The 26,205-nt window shown below is 61.1% G+C and carries 27 protein-coding genes, 1 tRNA gene and 1 pseudogene; 13 read left to right on the top strand and 16 right to left on the bottom strand.

Annotated features, from left to right (window positions below):
- The first annotated feature begins 146 nt into the window (after positions 1 to 146).
- Both G9X64_RS28835 and G9X64_RS28840 read left to right on the top strand, forming a co-directional pair.
- Positions 147 to 1,013 (top strand): alpha/beta hydrolase, encoded by an 867-nt coding sequence (locus tag G9X64_RS28835; protein ID WP_171377870.1) that lies wholly within the window; start codon positions 147 to 149, stop codon positions 1,011 to 1,013.
- Between the two features lie 138 nt (positions 1,014 to 1,151).
- Positions 1,152 to 1,751, top strand: a complete 600-nt coding sequence (locus G9X64_RS28840; protein ID WP_168308056.1) for a transglutaminase-like cysteine peptidase — start codon at positions 1,152 to 1,154, stop codon at positions 1,749 to 1,751.
- 381 nt (positions 1,752 to 2,132) lie between these two features.
- Here G9X64_RS28840 and mbfA read toward each other — a convergent pair whose 3' ends face one another.
- Positions 2,133 to 3,116, bottom strand: a complete 984-nt coding sequence (gene mbfA / locus G9X64_RS28845) for an iron exporter MbfA (RefSeq protein WP_168308057.1) — start codon at positions 3,114 to 3,116, stop codon at positions 2,133 to 2,135.
- 171 nt (positions 3,117 to 3,287) lie between these two features.
- On the opposite strand from mbfA, the gene G9X64_RS28850 reads away from it, so the two are divergent.
- Positions 3,288 to 3,755: a group III truncated hemoglobin gene (locus G9X64_RS28850; protein WP_171377871.1), complete on the top strand. Its 468-nt coding sequence runs from the start codon at positions 3,288 to 3,290 to the stop codon at positions 3,753 to 3,755.
- A 2-nt stretch (positions 3,756 to 3,757) separates the two neighbouring features.
- Here G9X64_RS28850 and G9X64_RS28855 read toward each other — a convergent pair whose 3' ends face one another.
- From G9X64_RS28855 to G9X64_RS28865, 3 genes are all read right to left on the bottom strand, one after another.
- Positions 3,758 to 4,669: an EamA family transporter gene (locus tag G9X64_RS28855; RefSeq protein WP_171377872.1), complete on the bottom strand. Its 912-nt coding sequence runs from the start codon at positions 4,667 to 4,669 to the stop codon at positions 3,758 to 3,760.
- Positions 4,670 to 4,999: 330 nt separating this feature from the next.
- Positions 5,000 to 5,551, bottom strand: coding sequence for a recombination regulator RecX (recX, locus tag G9X64_RS28860; RefSeq protein WP_171377873.1), 552 nt, complete (start codon positions 5,549 to 5,551; stop codon positions 5,000 to 5,002).
- Between the two features lie 9 nt (positions 5,552 to 5,560).
- Entirely contained in the window at positions 5,561 to 6,586 is a 1,026-nt protein-coding gene (locus G9X64_RS28865; protein WP_171377874.1) for a histone deacetylase family protein, read from the bottom strand.
- A 133-nt stretch (positions 6,587 to 6,719) separates the two neighbouring features.
- On the opposite strand from G9X64_RS28865, the gene G9X64_RS28870 reads away from it, so the two are divergent.
- Positions 6,720 to 7,331 (top strand): HAD-IA family hydrolase, encoded by a 612-nt coding sequence (locus G9X64_RS28870; RefSeq protein ID WP_171377875.1) that lies wholly within the window; start codon positions 6,720 to 6,722, stop codon positions 7,329 to 7,331.
- 14 nt (positions 7,332 to 7,345) lie between these two features.
- On the opposite strand, the gene G9X64_RS28875 is transcribed toward G9X64_RS28870, so the two are convergent.
- A complete protein-coding gene (locus G9X64_RS28875; protein ID WP_171377876.1) occupies positions 7,346 to 7,864 on the bottom strand; it encodes a GNAT family N-acetyltransferase in 519 nt (172 codons plus the stop codon).
- A gap of 21 nt (positions 7,865 to 7,885) precedes the next feature.
- Complete coding sequence (locus tag G9X64_RS28880; RefSeq protein WP_171377877.1) at positions 7,886 to 8,452, bottom strand: helix-turn-helix domain-containing protein; 567 nt, start codon at positions 8,450 to 8,452, stop codon at positions 7,886 to 7,888.
- A gap of 138 nt (positions 8,453 to 8,590) precedes the next feature.
- On the opposite strand from G9X64_RS28880, the gene tenA reads away from it, so the two are divergent.
- The 3 genes and pseudogenes from tenA to G9X64_RS28895 all read left to right on the top strand — a co-directional run.
- Positions 8,591 to 9,289 (top strand): thiaminase II, encoded by a 699-nt coding sequence (gene tenA, locus G9X64_RS28885; RefSeq protein WP_171377878.1) that lies wholly within the window; start codon positions 8,591 to 8,593, stop codon positions 9,287 to 9,289.
- Between the two features lie 76 nt (positions 9,290 to 9,365).
- Complete coding sequence (gene lepA / locus G9X64_RS28890) at positions 9,366 to 11,198, top strand: translation elongation factor 4 (protein WP_017962846.1); 1,833 nt, start codon at positions 9,366 to 9,368, stop codon at positions 11,196 to 11,198.
- A gap of 58 nt (positions 11,199 to 11,256) precedes the next feature.
- A pseudogene (locus tag G9X64_RS28895) lies at positions 11,257 to 11,367 on the top strand (type II toxin-antitoxin system CcdA family antitoxin); the annotation flags it as partial.
- A gap of 34 nt (positions 11,368 to 11,401) precedes the next feature.
- Here the strand turns inward: G9X64_RS28895 and G9X64_RS28900 are convergent.
- From G9X64_RS28900 to G9X64_RS28925, 6 genes are all read right to left on the bottom strand, one after another.
- A complete protein-coding gene (locus G9X64_RS28900) occupies positions 11,402 to 12,151 on the bottom strand; it encodes a ribonuclease activity regulator RraA (RefSeq protein WP_168308067.1) in 750 nt (249 codons plus the stop codon).
- Positions 12,152 to 12,171: 20 nt separating this feature from the next.
- Entirely contained in the window at positions 12,172 to 13,335 is a 1,164-nt protein-coding gene (locus G9X64_RS28905) for a mandelate racemase/muconate lactonizing enzyme family protein (protein WP_171377880.1), read from the bottom strand.
- Positions 13,336 to 13,369: 34 nt separating this feature from the next.
- Positions 13,370 to 14,467, bottom strand: coding sequence for an ABC transporter ATP-binding protein (locus G9X64_RS28910; protein WP_168308069.1), 1,098 nt, complete (start codon positions 14,465 to 14,467; stop codon positions 13,370 to 13,372).
- Positions 14,468 to 14,477: 10 nt separating this feature from the next.
- Positions 14,478 to 15,368, bottom strand: a complete 891-nt coding sequence (locus G9X64_RS28915) for a carbohydrate ABC transporter permease (protein ID WP_131645200.1) — start codon at positions 15,366 to 15,368, stop codon at positions 14,478 to 14,480.
- Positions 15,365 to 16,324: a carbohydrate ABC transporter permease gene (locus G9X64_RS28920; RefSeq protein WP_168308071.1), complete on the bottom strand. Its 960-nt coding sequence runs from the start codon at positions 16,322 to 16,324 to the stop codon at positions 15,365 to 15,367. Before G9X64_RS28920 ends, G9X64_RS28915 begins: the two co-directional genes overlap by 4 nt.
- A 74-nt stretch (positions 16,325 to 16,398) precedes the next feature.
- Positions 16,399 to 17,877, bottom strand: a complete 1,479-nt coding sequence (locus tag G9X64_RS28925; protein WP_168308108.1) for an ABC transporter substrate-binding protein — start codon at positions 17,875 to 17,877, stop codon at positions 16,399 to 16,401.
- Positions 17,878 to 18,083: 206 nt separating this feature from the next.
- On the opposite strand from G9X64_RS28925, the gene G9X64_RS28930 reads away from it, so the two are divergent.
- From G9X64_RS28930 to G9X64_RS28945, 4 genes are all read left to right on the top strand, one after another.
- Positions 18,084 to 18,794 carry a GntR family transcriptional regulator gene (locus G9X64_RS28930; RefSeq protein WP_168308072.1) on the top strand — a complete coding sequence of 237 codons (711 nt, stop codon included), beginning with the start codon at positions 18,084 to 18,086 and terminating at the stop codon, positions 18,792 to 18,794.
- Positions 18,795 to 18,847: 53 nt separating this feature from the next.
- Positions 18,848 to 20,014, top strand: coding sequence for a mandelate racemase/muconate lactonizing enzyme family protein (locus G9X64_RS28935; protein WP_171377881.1), 1,167 nt, complete (start codon positions 18,848 to 18,850; stop codon positions 20,012 to 20,014).
- 64 nt (positions 20,015 to 20,078) lie between these two features.
- The gene (locus G9X64_RS28940) at positions 20,079 to 21,440 is read left to right on the top strand and encodes a mandelate racemase/muconate lactonizing enzyme family protein (RefSeq protein ID WP_171377882.1); all 1,362 of its coding nucleotides are present in this window, start codon (positions 20,079 to 20,081) and stop codon (positions 21,438 to 21,440) included.
- 17 nt (positions 21,441 to 21,457) lie between these two features.
- The gene (locus tag G9X64_RS28945; protein WP_171377883.1) at positions 21,458 to 22,657 is read left to right on the top strand and encodes a mandelate racemase/muconate lactonizing enzyme family protein; all 1,200 of its coding nucleotides are present in this window, start codon (positions 21,458 to 21,460) and stop codon (positions 22,655 to 22,657) included.
- Positions 22,658 to 22,764: 107 nt separating this feature from the next.
- On the opposite strand, the gene G9X64_RS28950 is transcribed toward G9X64_RS28945, so the two are convergent.
- The 3 genes from G9X64_RS28950 to G9X64_RS28960 all read right to left on the bottom strand — a co-directional run bounded on the left by G9X64_RS28950 (position 22,765) and on the right by G9X64_RS28960 (position 24,743).
- Positions 22,765 to 23,217 carry a GFA family protein gene (locus G9X64_RS28950; protein WP_168308076.1) on the bottom strand — a complete coding sequence of 151 codons (453 nt, stop codon included), beginning with the start codon at positions 23,215 to 23,217 and terminating at the stop codon, positions 22,765 to 22,767.
- Between the two features lie 189 nt (positions 23,218 to 23,406).
- Positions 23,407 to 23,955, bottom strand: a complete 549-nt coding sequence (locus tag G9X64_RS28955; protein WP_168314705.1) for a sugar O-acetyltransferase — start codon at positions 23,953 to 23,955, stop codon at positions 23,407 to 23,409.
- An 11-nt stretch (positions 23,956 to 23,966) separates the two neighbouring features.
- Complete coding sequence (locus tag G9X64_RS28960) at positions 23,967 to 24,743, bottom strand: type 1 glutamine amidotransferase (protein ID WP_171377884.1); 777 nt, start codon at positions 24,741 to 24,743, stop codon at positions 23,967 to 23,969.
- Between the two features lie 90 nt (positions 24,744 to 24,833).
- Between G9X64_RS28960 and G9X64_RS28965 the strand changes: the two genes are divergently transcribed.
- Positions 24,834 to 25,127, top strand: a complete 294-nt coding sequence (locus G9X64_RS28965) for an Rdx family protein (RefSeq protein ID WP_171377885.1) — start codon at positions 24,834 to 24,836, stop codon at positions 25,125 to 25,127.
- 10 nt (positions 25,128 to 25,137) lie between these two features.
- Here the strand turns inward: G9X64_RS28965 and G9X64_RS28970 are convergent, their stop codons facing one another.
- Positions 25,138 to 25,560 carry a BA14K family protein gene (locus tag G9X64_RS28970; RefSeq protein WP_168314707.1) on the bottom strand — a complete coding sequence of 141 codons (423 nt, stop codon included), beginning with the start codon at positions 25,558 to 25,560 and terminating at the stop codon, positions 25,138 to 25,140.
- A gap of 168 nt (positions 25,561 to 25,728) precedes the next feature.
- On the opposite strand from G9X64_RS28970, the gene G9X64_RS28975 reads away from it, so the two are divergent.
- A tRNA-Leu gene (locus G9X64_RS28975) sits at positions 25,729 to 25,815 on the top strand.
- Positions 25,816 to 26,205: the final 390 nt, after the last annotated feature.

The raw sequence follows: 26,205 nt of genomic DNA on the forward strand, positions 1-26,205 counted from the left end.
TGCAGCATCGCGCTCCCAATCAGGGGTGCACAAACGTGTCGCGTCATCGCTGCAACGGAGTCAATATCATCCTTTAGCGGAAAAATCACCCGCTGTCAGCCTGCCAAGAATCTGTTTTATAGGCCAAAACAACAGGAGTTTCGCCGATGCCCGATCAGTTGTCCATTGCCCAACCGCAGTTCCTGACGGTCGGCGAGGGTGAGGCGGCGCGTGAGATCGCCATGCTTGTCCGCCCGGCACGGGCCGGCAATGGCGCACCGGCACTCGTCTGGCTGTCCGGCTACCGCTCCGACATGAGCGGCACCAAGGCGGTGGAACTCGATGGGCTGGCGGCGGACCTTGGGCTTGCCTGCATCCGCCTCGACTATTCCGGCCACGGGCTTTCCGGCGGCAGCTTCAGCGACGGCACGATCTCGCGCTGGCTGGAGGAGGCACTTGCCGTCCTCCGCCATGTCGCCCCCGATCGGATAATCCTCGTCGGCTCGTCGATGGGCGGCTGGATCGCGCTCAGGCTGGCGCAGGAGCTTGCGCGCCAGGGCGGCGTAACGCTCGAAGGCCCAAAGCTCGCAGGGATGGTGCTGATCGCGCCGGCCCCCGATTTCACCTCCGAGCTGATCGAGCCGAATCTGAAGGCCAAGGAGCGCAAGTCGCTTGCCGAGCGCGGCTATTTCGAAGAGCGCTCGCAATACAGCCCAGAACCCAACATCTATACGCGGGCGCTGATCGAGGACGGCCGAAAGAACCGGGTGCTCGACGGCATCATCGAAACCGGCTGCCCGGTGCACATTCTCCAGGGCATGAAAGACGCAGATGTGCCGCATGCGCATGCGATGAAACTGGTCGAACATCTTCCCTCCGACGACGTTGTGCTGACCTTCGTCCGCGACGGCGACCACCGCCTTTCCCGCCCCGGCGATATCGCGCTTCTCTTGAGTGCCGTCAAAGGCATCATTCGTTCATCAACAAATAGGCAGATGCCCGCTCGAACGGCAGAGGCGGATAAATTCGCCTGATGCAGGTCCCCCAACCCGTTGCATTTTAACCATATCGGCGGGTCGTAAGGTCCTCCCAAGAAGTAACGATTGACTCTTTCCGGCCCTCTCCATTAACACTTTGTTAATAAATAAGGGCGATGCAAGGAAAGAGCGGGCGTGCGGATCAAGGGTATCTTTGTGGCCATGATGGCCATGTTTGCGATGGCGACGGCCGCCATACCAGCCCCCAGCAGAAATGCTTCCATGGTGACAGGCAATGCCACCTCACAGCCGATCGGGCACTATGATTTCTGTCAGATTCACCGCATTGAATGCGGCGCAAACCGCAACGCCGGCCCCGTTGCCATGACCCTGGGGAAGTGGTCGCTCGTGCGTTCGGTCAACGCCACGGTCAACCGCACGATCACGCCGATGACCGACAAGGAAATCTACGGCAAGGATGAGGTCTGGGCCTATCCGACCACCGCCGGCGACTGCGAGGATTTCGCGCTGTTGAAGCGCCGCATGCTGATCCAACGCGGCTTTCCGGCTGCCGATCTGCTGATGACCGTCGTGCGCAAGCCGGATGGTGAAGGTCATGCGGTGCTGACGCTGCGCACCGCCGAGGGCGATTTCGTGCTCGACAACCTCGCCGCCGACGTCAAGCCGTGGTTCGGCACGCCCTATTCCTTCGTCAAGCGCCAGTCGAGCTACAATGCCGGCCGCTGGGTCACCATCGAGAACGGCCGCGACGTCCTAGTCGGCGCGCTGCGGTAAGGGTTGCAATAGAGAATGTGGAAAGGCCGGCGCTTTGCCGGCCTTTTGCTTTTGGGGATGGTTCTCTTTGTCCTTATGTGGAGAGGAGGGCTGCCGCGGCCTTTCGCTTGCGCTCAAGGCGTTCGTCGCTACCGCTCCTCACCCCCTTGCCCTGCCGGCATCGACCGCGGTCGAGACCCGTGGCTCGACCGCGGTCGATGCCGGCAGGCAGATGAGGGGGGGAGCGGCGAGGCCGCGAGTGCACTGAGCGCAGGCGAAGGGCACGGACCGCTTTTGATGCCGGGTATGACGCACCGTCTCCCGGCCCTTCGCTTTGGGCTCAGGGCGTTCGTCGCTGCAATCGATTCACTGGATCGATTGCTCGGCTTCGCCGACCGCTCCTCACCCATTCCCAATCAAAATCCCCGCGCCGAGCACCAGGCCGCCGCCGAGCACCACCTGGAAGGCGGCGCGCAGGAAGGGGGTTTCCATGTAGCGGTTCTGGATGAAGGCGATGGCCCAGAGTTCGAAGAAGACGACGACGGCGGCGGTGATCGTCGCTGTCCAGAAATGCGGGATCAGATAGGGCAGCGCGTGGCCAAGGCCGCCGAGCGTCGTCATGATGCCGCAGGCAAGGCCGCGCTTTACCGGCGAGCCTCTGCCGGAGATCTTGCCGTCGTCATGGGCGGCCTCAGTGAAGCCCATCGATATGCCGGCGCCGACAGAGGCCGAAAGGCCGACGAGAAAGGTCTGCCAGGTATCCTGCGTGGCGAAGGCGGCGGCGAAGATCGGCGCCAGAGTCGAGACCGAGCCGTCCATGAGTCCGGCAAGACCCGGCTGCACATAGGTCAGCACGAATTGCCGATGCACCGTCGCGTCCTCGTCGTGCTTGACGTCTGCGGGCGTATGTTTGTCGCCCAGCATGCGGGCGATATCCTCATGTCCCTGTTCGGCGAGGGCGAGATCGCCGAGAAGCTCACGCGTCGAGGCGTCCGCAGTCCGTTTTGCCGCCTCGACATAGAAGCGATAGGCCTGCTCCTCCATCGCCTCGGTTTCCTGCCGCATCGCATCCAGCGAAAGGTTTGCCCTGAGCCAGTCCGGCTTTCGCTCGTAAAAACCCTGCACATGCTCGCGCCGGATCAACGGGATGCGCTCGCCGAAACGCTGGCGATGGATCTCGATCAACGACTTGCGATGGGTATCCTCGACTTCGGCCATGTCCTCGAAGACTTTGGCCGAGGCCGGAAATTCGCGGCGCAGCCTGTCGGCATAGGCAAGATAGATGCGGGCATCGTCTTCCTCGGAGGCGATCCCAAGGGCAAGAATCTCCTGCTCGGACAGCGACTCGAAAGATCGTTTCGAGGATCTGAAAAATCGCGTCAGCATGACTTTCTCCAATTTTTAGAATTATTCTAAATCTAAAGAACGCAATGATGACGGTCAAGTGCGCGAGCAAGCCCGCTGACAGATTGCCGCAAGCGGCGCGGACGACTTTGGCGCGCCGCCATAAACACCTATATGAGAGGGCGCCGCATCACGCGGCGCCGGGGATTTGGAATGGACAATGACATTCAGGGCCGCCCTGCCCATGTCGCGGCGATCCGCGAAAGGGCGGAGGCCGAAATGCAGGCGATGGGCGTGGACGCGGCCTTCATCGACAGGCTGGTCGAGACCTTTTACGCACGCGTGCTAACGCATCCCGATCTCGGCCCGGTGTTCGACGCCAGGCTGTCCGGTCGCTGGCCGGAGCATATGGCGAAGATGAACGACTTCTGGTCGGCCGTCGCCTTCCGCAGCGGCGCCTATGGCGGCAAGCCGGTGCAGGCGCATACGGGCGTCCAGAACCTGACGCCGGATCTCTTTCCGAAATGGCTGTCGCTGTTTGCCGCAACGCTCGACGATGTCGCCCCGTCACCGGAGGCTAAGGCCTGGTTCATGGCAACGGCGGAGCGGATCGCCAAAAGCTTGACACTGTCGCTGTTCTACAATCCGGCGCTCGACGATCCCGCGCGCAAACCCGCCTGATCTCAGGCCTTTTCCGCCGAGGCGGTGGCGCCGACACTGGCCGCCACGACGAGCGCCGTACCCAGCATCTGCAGCGCGGTCATCGGCTGGGCGAGGATCAGAAAACCGGCGAGCGCGCCGAGCGCCGGTTCGAGGCTCATCAGGATGCCGAAGGATGCCGCCGGCATGCGCCGCAGCGCCACCATTTCCAGCGCATAGGGCAGGAGCGGCACGAGGATGGCAAGGCCGAGAATCTCCGCCAACCCCTTCAGCGTGAAGGCGCCCCCTGTCTCGGCAAGACCGAAGGGGGTTGCGACGAGGCCGGCGGCGAGCAGCGACATGGAGAGACCTTCCAGCCCCTTGAAGGCAGCGCCGACCTTTTTCGTTAGCAGGATATAGACCGCCCATCCCACAGCCGAGCCGAGAGCGAAGAGGACGCCTGAGAGATTGCCGACCCAGCCTTCGCCGTCATGGGCGAGGAAGAGAATGCCGGCTGCAGCGATCAACGGCCAGGTAAGTCGCCAGCTCAGGCCATAGCCAAAGACGGCGACCGAGAGCGGCCCGAGGAAATCGATGGCGATCGCCAGGCCGAGCGGCAGCCGCTGAATCGCCGCGAAGAAGCACAGCGTCATGGCAGCCGTCGTCGTGCCGAGCAGCAACGTCGCCCGCCATTGGGCGCCGCTATAACGCAGCACCGAAGGCCTGACGACGGCGGCAAGGATGATCGCCGCGAAAGCAAGCCGCAGCCAGGTAGCGCCGGCAACGCCATAGGTCGCAATGGCTGACGAAGACAGTGCCGCCCCGAACTGGATCGAAGACATCGACATCAGGCACATGGCGATACCGGCCGCCAAGCCGCCCGAAGTCGGCGATACGCCCGGCTGCGCAATCAAGGCCGCGCCGTCCGTCCCACTCTCGATATTCTTGATGTCCATGTGGCCCCCGATCCTGGCGCGGTTCTAAGCCGAAGACGGGGGAGGGCCAAATTCAAACTTTTCATGCCGGGATCAAGAGCGCTGATGCTGAGGCGCCAAGGAACGGCCGGCGAACCCCTCATCCGCCTGCCGGCACCTTCTCCCCGCTGGCGGGGCGAAGGGGATATGCCGCGCCCTCTCCGTACCTCTCCTACCGCTCGCAGGGCACGTCCCCTCTTCCCGTTTACGGGGGTCCAAAGGACGGGTCGAGGCGAGTGGCTCGACCCCGCTAAGATTAGGGTGAGGGGCAGCCATTAGCGCAAACCGGACCGCAAAACCCTTGATGCAATATCACAGACGGCCCGCGAGGATGACCTCTTCGGCATCTTCGAAGCTCATGTCGAAGACCTTCCTGCCGATGTCTAAACTAAAGCCGTTGCGAGCGAAGGCCGAAAGCTCTTTCGCCTTCCGTTTTTCGTCGAGCTCGACCCGGCGGAAGGGACCGAAGGCGCGTTTGCGGGCAAAAATCGCTGCGGCATAGAGATCGTCAGCCTCCTCAAGTGCCGCCTCGACCTTGTCGCTGGAGACGCCCTTGGCAGCAAGCTTCTGGGCGATCGCCCGCTTCGATTTACCGCCGCGCACGGCCGAGCGCGTGCTGATCTCCGCATAGGCGTGATCGTCGAGCACCTTGTTGTCATAGGCAAATTTGACCGCGAAATCGGCGATGGCCTTGAGTTGCGCCGCACTGATACCATCGAATTTCTCCTTGGCCTTGCGGGAGATGGCGTCAAAGAGCTGCTTTTCCGTCATCATCCGCCGCTCGAGGCGATAGACGGTGGAGTTGCGCGCCCAGCTCAGCATGCGTGATGTCGGAATGTCGGATGGAACGGTCTCGTCGGTCATCGGCAGGGATCAGGCTTCCAGACCCTTGAGGACATTGGCGACGTTGAGGCCGATCTCCGGCACGCCGTAGCCGCCCTCCATGCAAGCGAGCACCGGCAGGCCGGCGGAAGCGATCATCGCGCCCATGCGGGTGAAATCGTCGGAGGTGAGGCTGAAGAAGGAGATCGGGTCGCGCTCGAAGGTATCGACGCCGAGTGCCACGACGATCGCCTCCGCGCCGAAGGCCTTGATGCGGGTGAGCGCATCGGCAAGGGCCGAAGACCAGACATCCCAAGGCGTGCCCGGGAGCATCGGATAGTTGCGGTTGGCGCCTGTGCCCTCCCCCTCGCCTTCCTCGTCGGCATGGCCGAGGAAATAGGGAAAGGCATGCATGGGATCGCCATGCAGCGATGCGGTGAAGACATCGCCTCTGTGATAGAAGAGATCCTGCGTACCGTTGCCATGATGGAAATCGACATCCAGCACGGCGACTTTCCTCGCACCATGGTCGAGCAGCCGCTGCGCCGCGACACCTGAATTGTTGATGAAACAATAGCCGCCGAAGAGATCGATGCCGGCATGGTGGCCGGGCGGGCGGCAGAGCGCGAAGGCGAAACGATTGCCGGTATTCAGCCAGTCAGCGCCTGATATCGCGCAGCGCATGGAGGCGATCGCCGCCGCGTAGGAACCCTTGGTGATCGAGGTATCGGCGGCATTGGCGTAGTGGCCGATCGCGCCGACGATATTGTCGGGCACGCGCTGGCTGGTGCGGCGAACGGCGAAGGAATTGGCGATCGCCTCGCCCGTAAAACCGGCCGCCACCCAGCGGTCCCACACGGTGGCAAGAAAATCCAGATAGGCGGGATCATGCACTTTTAGCGCCGTTTCCAACCCGTGTGCATCGGGTGCCACGACATCGGTAAAGCCCGCCTCCTTGACCGCCGCCAGAATCCATTCGGCGCGAAACGGCGCCTCGAAAGGCGTCACCAGCTGGCCGGCGTGCAGCTCGGTCCTGGCATCGCGCAGCTTATGGTCTTCGGAATAGATGACGCGCATTTCAGATCCTGCCTTTGATTGCCAATGGAGATTTACACGGCTCGGCCCTGACAAAAAAGCGGTGCAGGCCCTTGATCGTCTGGAATAATGCCGCCACCTTCGTCGGTGTTTTGAGAACCAGGAAATTTTCCGCATGAAAGTGCTGATGGTCGATGTCGACGGCGTGCTCATTCATGGTCGTCCAGTGGATGGCCTGCCTCATTTCACCCATCTTGAGCGCGATCTCGGCCTGCGTGTCGACCTGCTGCAGCAGGAGTTCTTTCAGATCCACTGGCGCGATATCATCATCGGGCGCGAGGCACTGGAGCCGAGGCTCGCCGGCGTTCTCGCAAAGATCGCGCCCCACCTCAGCGTCGAAACACTGATCGACTACTGGTTCGAAAACGATTCCCGCCTCGATCTCAATCTGCTCGAAGAACTCGCGGCTCTCAGGCAAAGCGGCATCACTCTCTTGCTGGCGACCAACCAGGAGCATAGGCGGGCACGCTATCTGATGGAGCAGATCGGCCTTAGCGCGCATTTCGACGACATCATCTATTCTGCAGCACTCGGACACAGCAAGCCTTCCTCTGACTTCTTCCGGCTGGCGACCGAGCGGGCCGGCGTGCTGCCCGGCGAAATCGCCTTCATCGACGATATGGCGGTGAATATCGAAGCGGCGCGGCAATTCGGCTGGAATGCCGCGCAGTGGACGGCGGGCGCGACGCTCGGCGGCGCGCTTCCGGTCTTGGCCAAGTCGGCCTGAGCGGGCCGGCGCAATCAAGTGAGCCGCTTGTAGAACAGGGTGGTGGCGCAGAAGCCGCCTTCCGGCCACAGCGCATAATCGGGGATGACACCGACACGCTGCCAGCCCAGGCGCGGATAGATCGCCTCGGCATCGCTGCCGGTGGCCGTGTCGAGCACGAGCAGGGTCTTGCCGCGGCTTGCCGCCTCGCGCTCGGCAGCCTCCATCAGCAGCCTGGCGAGGCCCTTGCCGCGGGCGGAGCGGTGTACCAGCAGCTTCTTCAGGTCGCCGCGGTGCGGCTGGTTCGGCATCTGCGCGGCCCCCACCTGCACCGTGCCGACGATCCTGCCGTCGAGTTCGGCAACCAGCAGCAGGCTGCCGCCCGCAGCGACGGCATCGGCGACATCGCGCCAATAGGGCTCGGCATCTTCAGGCCCATAGGGCTGCATGAAGCCGACGGAGGCGCCACCCGCGACGCAATCGGCAAGCACTTGCGAAAGGGCCGGAACGGCGGCGCGGGCCTCCTCGGCGGAAAGGATACGAATGTCGGGCATGCTGTTCTCCTCAGAATATTGTTAGCGGCCACCGCGATCGAGCACGACGCAATAGCGCGCGGGCATATTGCCGGGATTATGGAAGACGTGACCCTCGCCGACGGGCATGAAGAGGCAATCGCCAGGCCGCAGCCGGTAAACCACCTCACCCGCCGTCATCTCCAGCTCGCCGTCGAACAGCCAGATATGCTGCGTCATGCCATGGGCGCTCGCATGCGGGGGGAAGCTGACGCGGGCGCCAGGGGGGAATTCGACCTCGACGATATCGACATCGGAGGCCGTGCCTGGGGGCGAAACAGACCGGCGCATATATCCCGTCTCCGGATCGCGCCAGACCTGCTGTTCCTGCCGACGGGCGAGCGGCGAGGCCTGCCCCTCTTCCGCAAAGAAGGCCGACAGCGACAGACCAAGTGCTGCGCAGATCCTTGCCAGCAGCGACGCGGTCGGGCTCGCCTCCGCCCGCTCGATGCGCGAGATCATCGCCCGGCTGACACCGGAGGCCGCCGCAAGATCATCGAGCGTCAGAGCCTTTTCCTGCCTCAGCGTGCGGATGCGGATGCCGATCGCCTGTTCGAGTTCCGGTTCCATTTCCCAGTCCCATTATTCTACTATAGGAGAAATGCATTATCCGATGATGGAATCAAGTGCCTGCGAAAAGCGACCAAACGCGCCTTGCTTTCGCCGCTGCACCGTCCATATATGGCGGCGTAATCCGAGGAGAGAGTAATGGACGCCAGCACGCAGAGCACGGAACTGACAGGAAGCTTCACGGCTGCCGCCTGGGACAGGATCGCTCCGATCATGGCTGAAATCGAAGCCTTGCCGCTGCTGCAGCAGCTTTCGGATGGCACACTGCCGCCGGAGGTTTTTCGGCACTACATCCTGCAGGACGCGCTCTATCTCAAGCATTATGCGCGATGCCTTGCGATCGTCGCGGCCAAGGCGCCCGACAATGCGCAGGTCCTGCGCTTCCTCGGTTCGGCGCAGAAGGCGATCACCGTCGAGCAGGGCCTGCATGCCGGCTTCCTCACCCAATTCGGCATCAGCTCCGCCGATGTTGCATCAGCCGAGCCCTCGCCTGCCGGCTTTGCCTATACGAACTTCCTGCTTGCCACCGCCTATCACAGCTCCTACGCGGTGGCGCTGTCTTCCATCCTTCCCTGCTTCTGGATCTACTGGCACGTCGGCGAAGCGATCAAGAACCGGCCTGTTATCGAGGGCAATGCCTTCCAGGCCTGGATCAATACCTATGGCGATCCGCAATTTGCCGCCGGTGCCCGCGAAGTGATCGCGCTGACCGACATCGCCGCCCGTGCCGCATCGCCGGTGGAGCGGGCGCAGATGACCGATGTCTTCGTGCGCGCCTCGCAATATGAATGGATGTTCTGGGATTCGGCCTGGCGGCTGGAGACGTGGCCGGTCTGATACGCGCCCGGCACAGGACGAAATAGCGTAAACAGCAGGATAATTACCGCTTTGCGGCAGGGGGCGGCGCTGCTATATGGCGCGCATGAGCACCAATTCCACCACTCCGCTGTCCCATATCCGCAACTTTTCGATCGTGGCCCATATCGACCACGGCAAATCGACGCTGGCCGACCGCCTGATCCAGACGACGGGCGGCCTTGCCGAGCGCGAAATGTCCGAGCAGGTGCTCGACAATATGGACATCGAGCGCGAGCGCGGCATCACCATCAAGGCCCAGACCGTGCGCCTGCATTACCAGGCGAACAACGGCGAGAAATACATTCTCAACCTGATCGACACACCCGGCCACGTCGACTTCGCCTATGAAGTCTCACGATCGCTGTCGGCCTGCGAGGGCTCGCTGCTCGTTGTCGATGCCAGCCAGGGCGTCGAAGCGCAGACGCTCGCCAACGTCTACCAGGCGATCGACAACAACCACGAGATCGTCACTGTCCTCAACAAGATCGACCTGCCGGCCGCCGAACCCGACCGCATCAAGGAACAGATCGAGGAAGTGATCGGCATCGACGCTTCGGAGGCCGTGCTGATTTCGGCAAAGACCGGCCTTGGCATTCCCGATGTGCTGGAAGCGATCGTCCACAAGCTGCCGGCGCCGAAGAGCCCAGGCGGCGAAAAGGCGCCGCTGAAGGCGCTGCTCGTCGACAGCTGGTACGACGCCTATCTCGGCGTCATGGTCCTCGTGCGCGTCATCGACGGCGTGTTGACCAAGGGCCAGACGGTACGGATGATGGGCACAGATGCGAAATACCAGGTGGAGCGCGTCGGCGTGCTGACGCCGAAGATGGTCAATATCGACCGCCTCGGCCCCGGCGAGATCGGCTTCATCACCGCTTCGATCAAGGAAGTGGCCGATACCCGCGTCGGCGATACGATCACCGAGGACAAGCGGCCGACGGCCCAGGCGCTGCCGGGCTTCAAGCCGGCCCAGCCGGTGGTGTTCTGCGGTCTCTTCCCGGTCGATGCCGCCGATTTCGAGGATCTGCGCGCCGCCATGGGCAAGCTTCGCCTCAACGACGCTTCCTTCTCCTTCGAAATGGAATCGTCCGCCGCCCTCGGCTTCGGCTTCCGCTGCGGCTTCCTCGGCCTGCTGCATCTCGAAATCATCCAGGAACGGCTGGAGCGCGAGTTCGACCTCGACCTCATCGCCACCGCACCCTCGGTCGTCTACAAAATGTACATGACCGACGGCACGGAGCGTGAGTTGCACAACCCGGCCGACATGCCCGATGTGGTGAAGATCTCCGAAATCCACGAGCCGTGGATCCGCGCGACGATCCTGACGCCCGACGACTATCTCGGCAGCATCCTGAAGCTCTGCCAGGACCGGCGCGGAATCCAGATCGAGCTTACCTATGTCGGCACGCGCGCGATGCTGACCTACGATCTGCCGCTCAACGAAGTCGTCTTCGATTTCTACGACCGACTGAAGTCGATCTCGAAGGGTTATGCCTCTTTCGACTATACGCTCACCGACCACCGCGAGGGCAACCTGGTGAAGATGTCGATCCTCGTCAACGGCGAACCGGTCGATGCGCTGTCGATGATGGTGCACCGGACGGCGGCCGAAAAGCGCGGCCGCGACATGTGCGAGAAGCTCAAGGAGCTGATCCCCAAGCACATGTTCAAGATCCCGATCCAGGCGGCGATCGGCGGCAACGTCATTGCCCGCGAGACGATCTCGGCGCTGCGCAAGGACGTGACCGCGAAATGCTACGGCGGCGACGCCACCCGCAAGCGCAAGCTGCTTGACAAGCAGAAGGCCGGCAAGAAGCGCATGCGCCAGTTCGGCAAGGTGGAGATTCCCCAGGAAGCCTTCATCGCGGCGCTGAAGATGGGCGACGAATAACGCCTCTCAACAGCATCTTATGCGCAGATGATCTGCGCATAAGATCAAGGAGATCGTTATGGCTCAACTTGATGAAGGTCTCGTCTCCCAGGCGCGCGAACTGAGGATCATTATATCTCGGGCGGCAGAAGATGGTATCGCACAGGCCATAAAGGCGGAGCGCAAGCGCGCTTTCACGTCCATCGCCTAGGGTAATCCATAGGCTAACTTCGGTTCTCCAGGCGGTTTGTTTCGCGCCACTCTTCGTACTCTCCGCGGGCATCGTCATGCAGCGGATAGTAGCGCTGCAACGACCCGCCCTCCATAAGCTTCACTCGCGAGAACTCCTCCCAATCGTGATGCTTTTGCGACTCTTCGATTACCTTCGAGGCCATTGCGACTGGAAGCACCACCACCCCGTCATCGTCGGCCACGATTATGTCGCCGGGGATTACCGTGACGCCGCCGCAGGCAATCGGAACGTTGACGGCATTGGGATAGATGCTGGTCTGCACATGATAGTTGGGAGTCCAGCCACGTAGCCATAGGGGGAGATCCAGCTTCTCGACATTGGGCCGGTCGCGCATACACCCGTCGATTACGATGCCGGCGCCGCCTCTACCTTTGAAATAGGTCGACATCATATCGCCGAAGACGCCCGAGCTCATGTCGCCGCGCGCGTCGACCACGACCACATCGCCCTCCTGCGCGTGATAGAGCACGTGCCGGTGCAACTGCGTCTCCGGATCGGCATATTCTCCTTCGGTAAAGAGGTCCGGCCGCTGCGGCATGAACTGGAGAGTCAGCGCCGGTCCGACGATCGACTTCCCGCGGTTTTGCGGCACGGGACCGACCATGTGCGGATTGCGGAAGCCCATGTGGCCAAGCGTGCCGGCAACCGTCGCGGTGCCGATTTCCTTCAATGCGTCGATCATATCTTTGGGCGGTCGCGTAATGTCGGGAGTATGCGTCATTTTGGACTCCGGTGGATGAACTACCAGTTCGTAACAGAACCGTCGCGGCGCCTCAGGTGAGGCGCTTCCCAGAACCGAAAGCTCTCCGCCTTGACCGCCTCTTCGTTGACCTCGACGCCGAGCCCCGGCAGATCGCTGACAGGATAGTCTGGGCCGTCGAGCCGGGGTTGCACGGGGAAGAAGTCGGAATTATCGAAGCCGAGCTTTGCTTCGGGTGCCCTGGTCTCGAGCCAGGCGAAATTCGGTACCGCGGCGGCGAGATGGATGGTCGCGGCCGTGCAGACCGGGCCAAGGGGATTGTGGGGCATCAGGTCCACATAGTGCGCCTCGCTCCAACCGGCGACCTTCATCGCTTCGGTGAGCCCGCCGACATTGCAAACGTCGAGCCGGTTGAACTGGTGGATACCACGTTCGACGTAGGGCAGGAATTGCCACTTGCTGGCAAATTCCTCGCCGATGGCAAAGGGGATGTCGGTCATCGTGCGCAGGGATTCGTAGGCTTCAGGCGTCTCATCTCGTATCGGCTCCTCGAGGAAATCAAGCACGCCACGGCCGAGCTTGTTACAGAAGCTCGCCGCCTCTGCCACCGACAGCCGATGATGATAGTCGATGCCGAGGACGACCTCGTCGCCCAGTGCCTCGCGCGCCTTATTCAGCATAGTTGCGGTCGCGCCGATCGAATGGCGCGGTTCAAAGATGTCCTTGCTGTTTTGCCCGATCGGAAAGAAGCGGATCGCCTGCCACCCTTCTTCGCGTAGTTCGCGGGCTCGTTCGATGGCAACATCCCCCTCGGCCTCGTCACCGGTCGAGGCGAAGGTAGGAATTCGGTCGCGCTGCTTGCCGCCCAACAGTTCGTAGGCCGGCACCCCCAGCGCCTTGCCCTTGATGTCGTGAAGGGCAATGTCGATAGCGGAAATTGCCGCCTGCAGAACGCGCCCGCCTTCGAAGTATTGGCTGCGATAGGCTTCTTGCCAAATCCGACCAATCTGCATCGGATCGCGGCCGATGAGAAACTCGCGATAGTGCTCGATCGCGCCGGCCACGGCCTTCTCGCGACCGCTCAAGCCGCTCTCGCCCCAGCCGAAGATGCCGCTGTCGGTCTCGACCTTGACCAGCATCTGGTTGCGCGTTCCCACCCATACCGGATAGGGCTTGATTGCCGTGATTCTAAGCTTCGTAGTCATTCACGCCCCTCGTTTCGCACGCATCGGCTCTGTCTCAGTGGGCCTTGAGGGCCATTTCTGTTTCGCCGTCGAACAGATGCATCCGCTCCTGATCGAACTCGAGCCAAATCTGTTCGTCGGGCGCGACGGCAATGGTCGGCGGCACGCTGACGTTGACGATGGCGCCAGACAAAAACGCCTGAACGAAGGTGACGTCTCCGGTCGGCTCGACCGTGTAGGCCTTGGCCGGAATGCTGCCTGGCACCGCACTCTTGTGCAGCTTGATCGTCGAGTGACGTGCGCCGAGCACGACTTTCTTGGTGGTTGCCCTCGCGACCTTCTGCGCGTTGATTGGCGAAAGGTCGAGGCGCCAGCCTTCCGCACTCGTCAACACAGTGTTGCCGCTTGCCGTTGATGCCTCCAGCGGAACAAGGCTCATTGCCGGGCTGCCGACGAAGCTGGCGACGAACATGTTCACCGGATGGGCAAAGACCTGCGCCGGTGAATCGTATTGCTGCAGGTAGCCGCCGTTCATCACCGCCATCCTGTCGGCCATGGTTACCGCTTCGAGCTGGTCGTGCGTCACGTAGATGATCGTCGCCTTGAGGTCCTGGTGGAAACGCTTGATTTCCGACCGCATCTGCACGCGCAGCTTCGCGTCGAGGTTGGACAGTGGTTCATCCATCAGGAATACCGCCGGGTCGCGAACGAGGGCACGGCCCAGGGCGACGCGCTGCTGTTGACCGCCCGAGAGTTCGCGCGGCTTGCGCTCGAGCAGCTGCGTCATGTCGAGCACGCGCGCTGCTTCCTTGACCTTCTTGTCAATCTCGTCCCTTGGCAGTTTGCGCATCTGCAGCGGGAAAGCCAGATTTTTATAGACAGATTTCTGCGGATAGAGCGCGTAGTTCTGGAACACCATTGCGATGTCGCGGTCCTTGGGGTCGAGGTCGTTGACCACCCGGTCGCCAATGACAATGTCGCCAGATGTGATGGGGATGAGCCCGGCCACAAGATTGAGCGTGGTTGTCTTGCCGCAGCCTGAAGGGCCGACGAGCGCAACAAATTCGCCGTCGTTGACCGTCAGCGAAACATCGTTGACAGCTTTGAAGCTGCCATAGGTCTTGACAAGATCTTTGAGGACCACGTGGGCCACCGGCAACTCCCTAGTGCTTGACTGCGCCCTCAGTGAGGGCGCGTACGAAATATCGTTGCAGGACGAGGAACAGGACCACGACGGGCACGCTCATCATAAAGCTGGCCGCCATCAGGCCGGGAAAGTCCGTCGTATTTTCTGAGAAGAAGCGCTGAATGCCGACGGGCAGTGTCAGCTGCTCGTTCTTGGAGAGGAAGGTGTAGGCGTAGATGTACTCGTTCCACGCGCCGATAAAGGAATAGATCGCCGTGGCGATAATTCCTGGCGCCGAGAGCGGCATCACGATCAGGAGAAAGGCCTGTAACCGCGTTGCCCCATCGATGCGCGCGGCCTGCTCGAGTTGCACCGGGATATTGTCGTAGAAGCCCTTGAGGAGCCAAATTGCCAGCGGCAGTCCGAATGTGAGGTAGGTGAGGACGAGCGACCCATGCGTATTCACCAGCCCGATCGCCCGCATCAGGATGAAGAGCGGCACGAGAAAGATTACCGCCGGGAACATGTTGCGAAGCAAGACGGCGAAGAACAGAAAGTTCCGGCCCGGGAAAGTGAAGCGCGAAAACGCGTAGGCCGCAGGAACCGCCACGATCACCGAAAGGATGGTCGTGGCAGTGGAGACGAAAAGGCTGTTCCAGAAGAAACGAAGGAAGTCCTGGCCGACGCTGTTTTGCGGATCGAGCAGCTTCTGGTAGCTGGCAAGAGTGGGTTGATCCGGCCACCACTGCGGCGGGAATTGCATGGCCGCGAAGCCGGACTTGATCGAGGTGATCAGCATCCAGATCATCGGCAATGCGGTGTAAAGCAGCATGAACACAAGGAAGATACGTCCGCCCCACCGCCATCCGTCGATGCGCATACGGTGACGCGCCTGGCCTCGAGAAGCAGTCTCGGCAATCGTGCTCATTCGCTCCCACCCTTCTGGTCGTTGCCGCTCAGCGCACGAACGTAGAAGTAGCCGAGCGACATCAGGATCAGGAACAACAGCACCGAATAGGCCGATGCCACCCCCCAGCGCTGGCGGCCGAAAGCGAGTTCGTAAATGTGGGTGATCCAGATATGCGATGCGTTGGACGGCCCGCCGCCGGTCATGATCCAGGGGATGATGAAAGAATTGAAGTTGGCCACTGCCAAGAGAAGGATCGTCACCGTCGAGACGTTTCTCAAGTGCGGAAAGGTGACGTGCCAGAACCGCTGCCATGCATTGGCTCCGTCGACTTTTGCGGCGCGCAGCAACTGGTCGGGAACCGTCTGCAGGCCAGCCATCATCATGATCATGGCGAACGGAAACTCTCGCCAGATATTCACGACGATCAGCGAGGGCAGCACGGTACTGACGCTGTCGATGAAATTCGGTGGCCGGTCGCTCAATCCCAGGCCAACCAACACTGCGCCAATGATCCCAAAGTCCGAATGGTAGATCCACTTCCAGATATAGGACGCGGCAACTGCGCTGATAACCCATGGAATGATCAGGACGGCGCGCAGGATGGCGCGGCCGGCAAAGTCCCGATGAAGTGCGAGGGCGCAACCGAACCCCAGGACAAACGCGATCATGGTCGATCCCAATGTCCAGATCAGAGTGTTCGAGGTAACCGTCCAGAACACCGGGCTTTTGAGGATGGAAGTGTAGTTGTCGAAACCGACGAAAATCTTGTCCCGAAGCTGCAGGCCAGGCGGTGTATTGAAGAACGACAGCTCGATCGTGTAATAGATCGGGTAGGCTATGACGATGAGCATGACGGCGATCGCAGGAAGCACGTACGCGTAGTCAGCGCGATGCTCCCAGATCTTTCGTAGCACTCCGGACCTACGAGGTTGCATTCGTCGGGGAACCTCGGCCTTCGCAGTCAAGATCGTCACTGTGCAGAGCCCTCATCCTTGGGAACGAAACCGGCTGCGATCGCTGCGCAGCCAGTCAGATCGTCGGACTTGCACTAGAGCCCACCGTCCATCAGGTCTTTGACCTTCTTGGCCGCGTCGTCCGCTGCCTGGTCGACGGTCATGGCCCCAGTCAAAGCATTCTGGAGCATGTCCGGGATGATGATGTTCATGATCTCGGGGGCCTGTGGCAGTGCGGGGAACGGGATGCCGTAAGGCAGCATCGAGGTCGTGACATCAAGGAACTTGATGCTGTCCAGACGTTCCTTCATCCACTTCGTCTTGAAGCCGTTGAGGTTTCCCGGGTTCGAGCCGGCATAAGCCATTTTAAGTGACCATTCGGGGCTCGTCCACATGCAGATGATAGCTTTTGCCGCCGGCTCGTCTACCTTGCCGCCCTCCACATATTCGGGCTTGAGGATGTGAATGTTTGAACCGCCAAATACCACGGCACGCTTGCCGTCAGGGCCGGTCGGGATCAGGCCGTACCGCATATTGTCGATAACGGTCTGCGCCTTCTCCTTGTCGGTGTCCGTCGCCTTTTTCTGCAGGTCGAGCATAACGTCGTAATCGGACGGATGCGAGATCATCATGCCAAGCTGGCCAGCCAGGAAAAGGGGCTGGTTGTCGGCCTGCTGGTTGGTCAGCGCCGAAACCGGTACCGACTTGTCGCGAACATACATATCGTAGGAGGCTTGCAATGCCGCCTTGCTCTGCGGGCTATCGAGCTCGACCTCCTTATAGGTCGGATCGGCGGTGGCCTCATCGAAGACGCCGCCCCCATAGGCCCACAGCTGCGGCATGAAGCGGTAAGGCGTATTGCCGGCATTTTTGCGAGCCACGAGGCCGTAACCGGCAATGCCGAGCTTGTCGTGGATCTGCTTGGAATACTTGACGACGTCCTCCCAAGTTGCTGGGGCCTTGTCCGGATCAAGGCCTGCGCGCTTGAAAATGTCGGCGTTCCAGATGAACGCCATCGTCTCGTTGTTTGTTGGAATGCCGTAAGTCACATCTTCCCAGGTTACAGCCTTCATGGCGCCGGGCCAAAAATCCTCCGTCGAATACCCTACATCCTCCGGCTTCAGAGGCTGCAAATAGCCCTTTGAGGCGAACTCAGTGCCACCTAGGATTTGCAGGCGGACCGCCATGGGCGCGGCATTGCCAAGCAGCGCGGTGCGGAACTTGTCCAAGAGGTCGTTATAGGTGAGGGCTTGCTCCTCAAGCTGGATGTTTGGATAGGTCTTGCGAAAGGTCGCGAAGAAATCCTTGTAATACTGACGCAGCAGGTCGGGGTCGCCCTCGAACACGCCCTGATACCAGAAAGTCAGTCGCCCCTTGTAGTCGAGGGGAGTGACCTTGCCACAATCAGCTGCCGTGTCAAAGTTCTCTGTACCGGCAATGGAGCGCACATATTGCGGCGACCACTTGCTCAAGTCGACCGGTGCGCCGAGCGCCGACGCGGACATCAGCGATACCATCAAAGCAGTGGAAACAGTGCCGCGCAGGACGGCACCGCCGAGTGAAATCCTCGTCATAGGGTATCCTCCAGGTTCTCCCATGCCGCTCTGCGTCGAGGCGAGCGGTCGTTCCTTCCGGTCGCGGGACTTTCCACCCAATGTATCCCTTTGACCTCATCGTACGTTTTCAGATCATAGATTGCCTGTCAACTAGCGAAATCGTACATTGTTTACCGAAACATCGCGTGATATCCGAGCAATGTATGTATTGATTGGGGACAGCCTTGGCCGAAACAAGCGATTTTAAAGCACAGCCACCCGAAGGAATCGACGCTATCGGGGCCTCCAGCGAGGGTGCCTCGCTTTATCAACTGATCAGGGAAGACATCATCGAAGGGCGGCTCGCTGCCAACGAACGGCTTGTGGTCACCGATCTCGCCCGGCGCCACGGCACTTCGACCAACCCCGTGCGCGAGGCTCTGCAGCTGTTGCGCGGGGAGGGCTTTGTCACCTTAGTTCCCAACCGCGGAGCGCGCGTGCGGCCCATAGATCAGGATTTTGTTCGCGACATCTACGAGATCGGAGTCTTGATCGAGCCAGCACTGACGCGATGGTTCGTGAATATGGCCACCGTCGAGGACATTGCTGAACTCGAACGCATCCAAGGCCTGATTGAAGAGAACGACTTCGCTGACACGTTGAGGCACAGCGAGCTGGACACCGCCTTTCACACCGTCATGTACCAAAAGCACTACAACCGCCATGCCGCGGAGCTTTGGTGGAAGCATCGCGAAGTGCTTCGAGCTGTGAGCCGGCGGTTCAACTTCACGCTCGCCCGGCGGGCCGCGATCCTTAGCGAGCATCGCGAGCTCATCGCGCATGTAAAAGCGGGAAATGCGAACGAGGCAGCCGAACTCATTGCACGCCACGTCGAGGGCTCCGGCCGGCACATCCTCGAACACATGCGTGCGCGCAGCGCCGCTCGGGCAGGATAGAATACAGGCCTAGGAATATCATTATCCCGATCACTTCAGCAAAGGCAGTTGAGATGAAAATCACCAGCGTTCGGCCGTGGCTCATCAGATCCGATGCTTCCTATTGGGGAGAGTTTCTGTTCGTCGAAGTGACGACCGACGAGGGGGTGAGCGGCTGGGGAGAGATCACCACCACGACAAGGCTCGCCAATCGCGCCCTCTGCACGATCCTGCGACAGATTGGTGCCGCTGTGACGGGCGAGGACCCGGCGCGTATCGAGTATCTGTGGCACAAGATATTCCGCAGCTTCACCTATATGGGCAGTCGCGGCGCCGCAGTCGAATGCGTGAGCGCCATCGACATAGCCCTTTGGGACATCCGAGGCAAAGTTCTTGGTAAGCCGATTTACGAGCTGATGGGCGGACCGATACGCGATGAAATTGCGCTCTACACCCATCCCAACCAGGCCAAATTTACCAGCAAGGAGGGTGTGGTCCGGGAAATTCTGGACATCGTCGAGTCCGGCCACACTGCGCTCAAGTTCGATCCTTTCCCCCACCAGGGCCGCACCGCCGATGGACAGCCTCGCGAACAGCGGGACGGCTACCTCGATGGCAGCATGACCCGCAAGGATGAGCGCGAAGCCGCCGAGCTCACGGCTCTGATCCGCGAAACGGCGGGCTCTGATGTCGACATCCTCATCGATGCGCATGGCCGGTTCGACGTTCCCACCGCCATTCGCCTCTGCCGGAGCCTCGAGGAAGCCGGTCAGATCGACTGGTTCGAGGAGCCCTGTCCGCCCGAGAGCCTCAACGCCCTCAAGCAGGTCCGTGAGAAGGTCAGCGCCGCTATCTCGTGGGGCGAGCGCGGCCACACGAAATGGGATTTCGTGCCTGTGCTCGAAAACAAGCTCGCCGACTACATCATGCCTGATGTCACCTGGACCGGCGGCATTACCGAACTCAAGAAGATTTCGGCCCTATGCGAAGCCTATTACATCCCGGTCTCGCCGCATGACGCCGCAGGACCGATCAACGTGGTTGCGGGAGCGCAGGTGATGATGACCGTTCCTAATTTCTACAAACTTGAAACGTCGGAGTGGAACCTGGGCAAATACGATCACCTCATCGACAGACCGCTCGATGTTTCGAACGGCAGCCTTAAGCTTACGCCCAAGCCTGGTCTCGGCGTCGAAATGAACCGCGACTACCTTCAAAGCCACGAGATAGAGCTGGATTAGCGACGCTCTATGCCGCCGCAGCCGCGCGCGGCGACGAACCCCGCCGACAGAACGAGGATAAATCATGCCAGAGGCAGATGGAGCCGACGAGGCGCTCAATCGGGTGAACACGCATTCCAAGCCGTCCGACCTTCGCATTACCGACATGCGGGTCGCCGAAATTGTCGGCGCGCCGTTCACCTCGGTACTGCTCAAGATTTACACCAACCAGGGCATCGTCGGGCTTGGCGAGGTGCGCGACGGCGCCAGCGCCACCTACGCGCTGATGCTGAAGAGCCGGTTGCTCGGCGAGAACCCTTGCAACATCGATCGACTGTTTCGCCGGATCAAGCAGTTCGGCGGGCACGGCCGGCAAGGCGGCGGCGTGTCGGCGGTTGAAATCGCGTTGTGGGATCTTGCCGGCAAGGTCTACGGCGTCCCCATCTACCAGATGCTCGGCGGCCGGTTTCGGGAGAAAGTGCGCGTCTACTGCGATACCGACGCCACCGTGCCGAGCGGCACCGAGACCGGCAAGCGCCTCAAGCAGCGCATGGAGCTCGGCTTCACCTTCCTCAAGATGGATTTGGGACTGATGCAGATTGCAGATGTGCCCGGTGCGGTCGTGTCTCCTGCCGGCTCACTGGAAGGCTACCGCGACCATCCCGGCCGCGGCCCGCTGAAGACCATTGAAGAGCGGCGCATCCGCAACGCTACATACGATTTGCATAACGTCCCGCACCCGTTTACCGGCCTCCACTTTTCCGACAAGGGCCTCGACTTCCTTGAGCAATACATTGCCGAGGTTCGTGAGGTCATCGGCATGGATGTGCCGCTCGCCATCGACCATATCGGCCATATCTCAGTGCAGAACGGCATTCGCCTTGCCAGGCGCATTGAAAAATACGTGCCAGCCTGGCTCGAGGATGTGATCCCATGGCAATATAGCGGGCAATACCGACAATTGCAGGACTCCACCACGGTGCCGATCTGCACTGGCGAGGACATATACCTCAAGGAGGGCTTCGAGCCTCTGCTCAAGAGCGGCGGCGTCTCCGTTATCCACCCGGACCTGCTCACCAGTGGGGGCATCCTCGAGACCAAGAAGATCGGAGACATGGCGCAGGACCATGGTGTCGCCATGGCTATCCACATGGCAGAAAGTCCAATCGCCGCAATGGCCGCCGCACACGTCGCGACGGCGACCGAAAATTTCATGGCGCTCGAATACCATTCCGCCGATGTCGACTGGTGGGACGATATCGTCACGGGCCTTCCCAAGCCGCTGGTGAAGAACGGCTTCATCACTGTTCCGGACAAGCCGGGACTGGGGATTGACGACGTCGTCGACGAGGTGATCTCGCGGCATCTGCAGCCGGGTGTCACCGGCATCTGGCAGCCTACGGATCACTGGGACGATGAATATTCCTGGGATCGCACCTGGAGCTGAGGCGAAAAGGAACGAAAATGAAGATCACTGATCTGCGCTGCGCCGTTATCGGCAAACACCCGATCGTCCGCATCGTTACGGACGAGGGCCTCTATGGCTTGGGTGAAGTCGAATTCACCAAGTCCTACCTCAAGCCCTTTGTGCTGCATTTCCGCGAGGCGCTGATCGGCGAGGACCCGACCGACGTTGAGAGAGTGATGCTGAAGATCCGCCAACGCGGCTCTTTCAAGCCATACGGCGCGGCGGTGAGCGCTATCGAGCATGCGCTGTGGGATATTGCCGGCAAGGCCGCGGGCGTGCCCGTCTATAAACTGCTCGGCGGCAAGGTGCGGGACAAGGTGCGCGTTTACAATGGCTCGATTCGCCAGAAACGCAGGGGTGACCGGCCGGAGGATTACGCCGCTGACGTCAAATGGATGATGGAGCAGCCGCAGAACTTCTTCATGGTCAAGCAAGGAATCTCCTTCCACTCCAACATGAAGGACACCATCGAGGACTTCCACTACGGCGTGACGCAGAAGAAGGCCGGTTATCACGGCGCCATGGATCAGGGCATGATCAGCGAGCGCGGTTTCAATCACATGCTCGACTGCGTGATCGCGATGAAGGAAGTGCTGGGCGACAAAGTCAGCCTGGCGCTCGACTGCGGCCCGGGCTGGATGCTGCCCGATGCGATCAAGTTCGCTCGCGCGGTCGAGAAGTACAATTTGATGTGGCTCGAGGACATGCTGACTGGCGACTACGTGCCGTGGGTCAATCCGCAGGCCTATCGGGAACTGACAACCTCCACCTCGACGCCAATCCACACCGGTGAGCAGATCTACCTGCGGCACAATTTCAAGGAACTGATCGAGACGCAGGCGGTACGCGTCATCGGCCCCGATCCAGCCGACGTTGGCGGCATTGCCGAGCTCAAATGGGTCGCCGAGCACGCCTATATGCACTCGATCCTGATGGCACCGCACGGCACCGCCAACGGCCTGCTGGGGCTCGGCGCGTTGATCAATGTCTGCGCCACCTTGCCTGCCAATTACATCGCGTTCGAATATCCGACCGCCTCCGACCCCTGGTGGGACGATCTGGTAATCGGCTTGCCGCCGCAGATCGTGAAGGACAGCATGGTGGACCTACTGGAAGCGCCGGGGCTGGGCCTCGATATCGACGCCGAAGCGGCCAGGAGATATCTCAGAGAAGAGGATGTGGGCTTCTTCGACTGAACCTCTCTCCGCCTCCACGACATGAATCGTCTACGCAATTACTGTCCGGAATGACACGTTTCGGGTCATGCATCATACAAGCGCTTTCTCTTCCGGGGCGTCTGAGATCAACTTCGCGCCATATACTCCTTCACCAGTCCCTCATACGCGTCCATCTCAGGCAGCGCTTCGTAGCTGTATATCGCCCCGGTCTCGGCGAATGACAGTTTCTCGCTCGTCCATGTCTCGATGAAGGGCGTGAACCAGCTAGGATCATCCAGCATGGTCGCGCGCAGATTGACGAACCAGTCCATGCCTTCCGGCCGGGTGAACATCCAGCTCATGCAATGCGGGCAGAAATAATGCTTCGTGACGCCATGCAGGCCGCCGATGACCGGCTCGCCCTGTATCACCTCAAAGCCTTCGCTGGGGATGGCCGCACTCAGCGAATAGGCGCTTGATGTCATCTTCTGGCACCCCGTGCAATGGCAGGCCATGGTGAGCAGTGGCGGGGCGCTGATCTTCAATCGCACCCGGCCGCAACGGCAGCCGCCTTCCATGGGTAAGGTTCGCTCGCTCATGATGTCCTCCCGTTTGCCTTCTGATCTAGTGGAGCTTTCGTCGCTGTCGAGGTGGCGAGGTCATCGCGGAATGGCGGCCTTGCCGGCGTTAGAGCGTTTCCGTTTTCTCCGAATCACGGAAATGCTCTATCTCTTTGTTTTCACGCAATTCCGGACGCAAAACCGCTACGCACTTTTGCTGGAATTGCTCTAGCGGATGCGGGCCGGATTGCCGACCATGGTTGCGCCGGCCGGCACATCCCTGGTCACCACCGCGCCGGCGCCGACGATCGCACCGTCGCCGATCACGACGCCGCCGAGGATGATGGCGCTGCCACCGATCCAGACGTCACTGCCGATGACGACCGGCCGGGCGATCTCGATGCCTGTGCTGCGCAGTGCCGGATCTTTGTGATGCTCGGCGCAATAGATCTGCACGCCGGGGCCGAACATGCTGCGGTCGCCGATGGTCACCCGGCCGGAATCGAGGATGGTGCAGCCGGCATTGAAATAGACGCGCTCGCCAAGAGTGATATTGATGCCGTAGGAGCAGTGAAACGGCGCTTCGATGAAGATATCGGGCGTGGCCTGCGCAAAGAGCGCTCGCAGGGCCGGCGCGACGGCGCCGCGCTCGTCCGGCGGCAGCGTGTTATGCGCGTGGACCGCGGCACGCGCCTGCCGGCGCAAGACATCGAGCTCGTCATCGAGGCAGCAATACCATTCGCCTGCCGCCATCTTCTCGCGTTCGCTCGCCGGCATCGCCTCACCCCTCACGCCGAGGCCTGCGACAGCGTTTCTGCCTCTTGCCGATCGATCAGGCTGACCCAGGCGCGGGCGATGGCAAGGCCTGCGGCATCGGCGGCAACGGCATGTCTTGCTGCCAGTTCGGCATGGTTTTCCAGCCAGCCCGGCGCAATGCGCGCGATCGTATCGGGGAATTCGGCCTTCCATTGCTCGACGACCGCTGAATTGGCCTCGAAATGGAACTGGGTGCCATAAACGGCGCGGCCGATGCGGAAGGCCTGGTTCTCGGCAACGGCGCTCGAGGCAAGACGCACCGCGCCCTCAGGCAGAGAAAACGTATCGGCATGCCATTCGAAGATGGTGAATTCGCCGCCAAGCGCCGATAGCAGCGGATCGGCCCGGCCCTCGCCGGTGACGCCGATCCCGTGCCAGCCGAATTCGCAGGCAGTCCCTAAGAGATTGTCGGCGCCATAGGCGCGGGCGAGGATCTGGCTGCCGAGGCAAATGCCGAGCACGGCCTTGCCGGCATCGCCAAAGCGGCGCGTGAGCCGGACGAGCTCCGGCAGATAGGAGTGGGTTTCGTCATCCAGCGCGCTCTGCTCACCGCCGAGAACGACCAGCGCGTCATGGCCGGATATGTCTAGCGGCAGTATGCCGTCCTGCCACACCCGGAACCACTCGATCTCTGCTCCTGCCTCGTCGAGGGCCGCGGCAAGTGCACCGAGGCCGGTATTCCTCATGTTTTCGATGACTGCGACGCGCATAGGCTCTTCCTGGTATGGCCGACCATCGGAAGAGACCATGGCGGAGGGCGGCGCGCAAGACGCTCATGCGAGGGCGATTGCGCGCGCACGCCACAGGGCTTAAATCTCAGCAAACGAAAGGACATTGCCATGACCGAGAAAGCCCGCGTCACGATCCTCTACTGCACCCAATGCAACTGGCTCCTGCGCGCCAGCTGGATGGCGCAGGAGCTGCTGCATACCTTTTCCGACAGCCTCAGTGAAGTGGCGCTGATCCCCGCCACCGGCGGCAATTTCGAGATCCGCGTCAATGGCGATCTGATCTGGGAGCGCAAGCGCGACGGCGGCTTTCCCGGGCCGAAGGAGCTGAAACAGCGGGTCCGCGACATCGTCGAGCCCGGCCGGGATCTCGGCCATGTCGACCGCGCCTCGCTGGAAAGCTGACGACGAAGGCTCAGCGATAGGGCGAGCGGCAGGTCTTGTAGATGCCCTCATAAGTGAGGAAACGATCGGTCCTCGGATTGTAGGAACGGTACTCATTGCTGCACCAGGCGGCATGGCTGTTCATGTCGCGCGGCTTCGGCTGCACTCGGCGCACCGGCGGCGGATCATAAGTTAGCTGCGGCCGGCCAGCGGCCCCCGGCTGGTAATAAGTCGGCCCCGTCGCACCGCGCGGCCGGTAGTTCGGCTGGACATAGGCGGGACGATGCCATTGCTGGGGCCCGAAACCGAAGCAGCCGCGAAAATCGCAAAGCGTCGATCCAGTGTTGAGCGGCCCGACCCCCGGCTTGCCGAGCTTCAACGAATCAGCCTCGGCGACTGCAGGCGTGAGAATGGCGAGAAGGCCGGCGAGCAATAGCGTGCGAGGAGCGGGCATGAGGCATTCCTTTCGATATTTCCTTTATATAGGGCGGACCAGCCGGAGCGCTATGCCCGTCTCAGGCCACTCCCGCCCATGTGATCGGCAGCTTTCTCGCCAAGTGTCAGAAAAACTTCAAAAACCCAGTTGACAGTCAGGAGCCACCCCCTTACATCGCTCTCCGTCGCCCAGATGGCGGAATTGGTAGACGCGCCAGCTTCAGGTGCTGGTACCCGAAAGGGTGTGGAGGTTCGAGTCCTCTTCTGGGCACCATTCCCATTTTATCCCCTTTGAAATTGTTGAATATTCACCCTTTCAAAGGGGTGGCCGTTCTCGACTGCTACAGCGGCCCACACTATGGTGCTACGATTTCACGGCCCATGGCTAACTTGGGACGAAGTAAGCAATATGCGAAGCAGACGAAGGCAATTGGGTTCGGCCATGACGCTTCCTGCCGTCATACTAGGCGCGAGCCTTCTTTCAGGCTGCTACCTACCTATCGCCTTCTCTGAAGATCACTCATATATAATCTTTCAACGCTCGCAGATCACCTACCGTAGGCACGACAGACCCGAGACAAAGTGTCGGCCGAATGCCGCGCTGCAAGTCATGGTATGTGAGGACGGCACGACATCGAAACTGCAAAGGGTTCGGCTTCCAAAT

Source organism: Rhizobium sophorae (assembly GCF_013087515.1).
GTDB classification, from domain to species: Bacteria; Pseudomonadota; Alphaproteobacteria; order Rhizobiales; family Rhizobiaceae; genus Rhizobium; species Rhizobium sophorae.

What these genes read in the sequence shown, in the direction of transcription:
- lepA (WP_017962846.1), top strand. Translation starts at nt 9,366, where the DNA reads ATGGCGCGCATGAGCACCAATTCCACCACTCCGCTGTCCCATATCCGC.
- G9X64_RS28955 (WP_168314705.1), bottom strand. Translation starts at nt 23,955, where the DNA reads ATGCCGGCGAGCGAACGCGAGAAGATGGCGGCAGGCGAATGGTATTGC.
- G9X64_RS28880 (WP_171377877.1), bottom strand. Translation starts at nt 8,452, where the DNA reads ATGGAACCGGAACTCGAACAGGCGATCGGCATCCGCATCCGCACGCTG.
- G9X64_RS28935 (WP_171377881.1), top strand. Translation starts at nt 18,848, where the DNA reads ATGAAAATCACCAGCGTTCGGCCGTGGCTCATCAGATCCGATGCTTCC.
- G9X64_RS28870 (WP_171377875.1), top strand. Translation starts at nt 6,720, where the DNA reads ATGAAAGTGCTGATGGTCGATGTCGACGGCGTGCTCATTCATGGTCGT.
- G9X64_RS28900 (WP_168308067.1), bottom strand. Translation starts at nt 12,151, where the DNA reads ATGACGCATACTCCCGACATTACGCGACCGCCCAAAGATATGATCGAC.
- G9X64_RS28950 (WP_168308076.1), bottom strand. Translation starts at nt 23,217, where the DNA reads ATGAGCGAGCGAACCTTACCCATGGAAGGCGGCTGCCGTTGCGGCCGG.
- G9X64_RS28965 (WP_171377885.1), top strand. Translation starts at nt 24,834, where the DNA reads ATGACCGAGAAAGCCCGCGTCACGATCCTCTACTGCACCCAATGCAAC.
- G9X64_RS28865 (WP_171377874.1), bottom strand. Translation starts at nt 6,586, where the DNA reads ATGCGCGTCATCTATTCCGAAGACCATAAGCTGCGCGATGCCAGGACC.
- G9X64_RS28925 (WP_168308108.1), bottom strand. Translation starts at nt 17,877, where the DNA reads ATGACGAGGATTTCACTCGGCGGTGCCGTCCTGCGCGGCACTGTTTCC.
- G9X64_RS28875 (WP_171377876.1), bottom strand. Translation starts at nt 7,864, where the DNA reads ATGCCCGACATTCGTATCCTTTCCGCCGAGGAGGCCCGCGCCGCCGTT.
- G9X64_RS28940 (WP_171377882.1), top strand. Translation starts at nt 20,079, where the DNA reads ATGCCAGAGGCAGATGGAGCCGACGAGGCGCTCAATCGGGTGAACACG.
- G9X64_RS28945 (WP_171377883.1), top strand. Translation starts at nt 21,458, where the DNA reads ATGAAGATCACTGATCTGCGCTGCGCCGTTATCGGCAAACACCCGATC.
- G9X64_RS28915 (WP_131645200.1), bottom strand. Translation starts at nt 15,368, where the DNA reads ATGAGCACGATTGCCGAGACTGCTTCTCGAGGCCAGGCGCGTCACCGT.
- G9X64_RS28850 (WP_171377871.1), top strand. Translation starts at nt 3,288, where the DNA reads ATGGACAATGACATTCAGGGCCGCCCTGCCCATGTCGCGGCGATCCGC.
- G9X64_RS28960 (WP_171377884.1), bottom strand. Translation starts at nt 24,743, where the DNA reads ATGGTCTCTTCCGATGGTCGGCCATACCAGGAAGAGCCTATGCGCGTC.
- G9X64_RS28905 (WP_171377880.1), bottom strand. Translation starts at nt 13,335, where the DNA reads ATGACTACGAAGCTTAGAATCACGGCAATCAAGCCCTATCCGGTATGG.
- recX (WP_171377873.1), bottom strand. Translation starts at nt 5,551, where the DNA reads ATGACCGACGAGACCGTTCCATCCGACATTCCGACATCACGCATGCTG.
- G9X64_RS28970 (WP_168314707.1), bottom strand. Translation starts at nt 25,560, where the DNA reads ATGCCCGCTCCTCGCACGCTATTGCTCGCCGGCCTTCTCGCCATTCTC.
- mbfA (WP_168308057.1), bottom strand. Translation starts at nt 3,116, where the DNA reads ATGCTGACGCGATTTTTCAGATCCTCGAAACGATCTTTCGAGTCGCTG.
- G9X64_RS28855 (WP_171377872.1), bottom strand. Translation starts at nt 4,669, where the DNA reads ATGGACATCAAGAATATCGAGAGTGGGACGGACGGCGCGGCCTTGATT.
- G9X64_RS28835 (WP_171377870.1), top strand. Translation starts at nt 147, where the DNA reads ATGCCCGATCAGTTGTCCATTGCCCAACCGCAGTTCCTGACGGTCGGC.
- tenA (WP_171377878.1), top strand. Translation starts at nt 8,591, where the DNA reads ATGGACGCCAGCACGCAGAGCACGGAACTGACAGGAAGCTTCACGGCT.